2 protein-coding genes are annotated in these 1,573 nt (G+C 75.8%); one reads left to right on the forward strand and one right to left on the reverse strand.

Annotation, left to right across the window (positions count from 1 at the left end; translation table 11 throughout):
- Window positions 1-389: DoxX family protein (locus E1264_RS42475; protein ID WP_207937022.1), on the forward strand; the 389-nt coding region annotated here is incomplete at its 5' end.
- A gap of 92 nt (window positions 390-481) precedes the next feature.
- On the opposite strand, the gene E1264_RS45800 is transcribed toward E1264_RS42475, so the two are convergent.
- On the reverse strand, window positions 482-1,450 hold the full coding sequence (locus E1264_RS45800; protein ID WP_243711518.1) for an SgcJ/EcaC family oxidoreductase: 969 nt from the start codon (window positions 1,448-1,450) through the stop codon (window positions 482-484).
- Window positions 1,451-1,573: the final 123 nt, after the last annotated feature.

Below are 1,573 nucleotides of genomic sequence, written 5' to 3' on the forward strand. Positions count from 1 at the left end.
GTCCCGTCCTGCGCAAGGCGCTGTGGGCGCTGCAGATCCTCCTGGCGGCGTTCCTGTTCTTCGCCTCCGCGCTGCCCAAGTTCGCCGGGCAGGCCGACGCCGTGACGACCTTCACCGAGATCGGCTGGGGCCAGTGGCTGCGGCACGTGACCGGCACCGTCGAGGCCGCCGGCGCGATCGGCCTGGTCGTCCCGCGGCTGGCCGGGCTCGCCGCCACCGGGCTGATCGGGCTGATGGGCGGCGCCGTCCTCACCCAGCTGCTGGTGCTGGAGCCGGCGTGGGCCCTGCTGCCCGCCGCGTTCGCCGTGGTGTTCGCCACCGTCGCCTGGGACCGGCGCGCCGAGTCCCGCCGGACGCTGCGGTCGCTGCGCCGAACCCCCGGCCGCTGACCCGCGCGGCACCACGGCAGAGGACCCCGAGGCCGGACGGCCCGGGGTCCTCTGCCGTGGTGTGCCCGTCGCATGCCCGTCGTGTGCCGTCGTCACGGGGCGGGCGGCGGGTCCTGCGGGATCAGGGCGCGCAGCTCGGCCGTCAGCGCGGCGGCATCGCCGGGACGGCCGTGATACGCGGCGGGCGTGTTCTGGAACACCGCGACGCGCCACTGGCCCATGAGCCGCGCCGCGGTGATGGTCTGCACGGCGTTGGCGTCGGGGTTGATGTCGGACGCGCCGGGCGGGACCATCCCGGCGACGGCGTGCAGCACCGCGGCGCCGAGGCCGACCAGCCGCACGTCGCGGACCGCGGCGACGTAGCGGGCGGTGGGGTGGTGGGCGAAGACCTCCTGCATCCGCGCGGCGATCTCCGCGCGGCCGGTGTGCAGGCTGCCGTCGAACCCGATCGAGACGCCGTCCTCGCGGAACGGCGCGGCGAACGCGCGGCCGTCGCGGGCGTTCCAGCCGTCCAGGATCGCCCGGTACAGGCCGCGGACGTCCTCCAGCGCGCCGAGCCGGGCGGCGTAGCGGTCGTGGTGGGCCTGCCAGCGCGCGGTGGTCCAGTTCGCCCAGTCGACGCGGGCGCCGTCCAGGGACTCGTCGAGGTAGTCCAGGTGCACGTGCCAGCCCGCCATGGTCTGGACGAGGTACTCGCCCGGCAGCACCACGTCGCTGGTGAACACCAGGTGCGTGCCCTCCGGCGCGGGGGACAGTTCCCAGCGCAGGCGGCCGTGCAGGTCGGAGTCCAGCTCCAGCAGCCGCGGCGGGTCGAACGCGGTGACGGTGCCGCGCGCCACGGCCTGCTCGGCGGGGTCGGCGGCGTTGAGCCAGCGCAGCTCGAACGTCCCGCCGGCGGCGGGTTCCAGGTCGGCGTCGGCGAGCCACGCCGACAGCTCGGCGGGGTCGGTCAGGGCCCGCCAGACCCGCTCGGGCGGGTGGCGCAGGCGGCGCTCGAACCGCAGCAGGGTGCGCCCGCCGCGGTGGGTCGCCGTGCCGTCCGGGGTGCCGTCGGTGGTCATGTGTCGCCCTGCCCTTCCCGGTCACGGTGCCGCCCCGCCGTGCGGGCGTCGGCACGTCCGCACGGCTCACACCACCGAACATAACCCCCTGCACATATAACTTGCAAGGCATACTTGTGGGGG

The organism is Actinomadura sp. KC216, assembly GCF_004348535.1.
In the GTDB taxonomy this organism is placed as follows: Bacteria; Actinomycetota; Actinomycetes; order Streptosporangiales; family Streptosporangiaceae; genus Spirillospora.

What these genes read in the sequence shown, in the direction of transcription:
- E1264_RS45800 (WP_243711518.1), bottom strand. Translation starts at nt 1,450, where the DNA reads ATGACCACCGACGGCACCCCGGACGGCACGGCGACCCACCGCGGCGGG.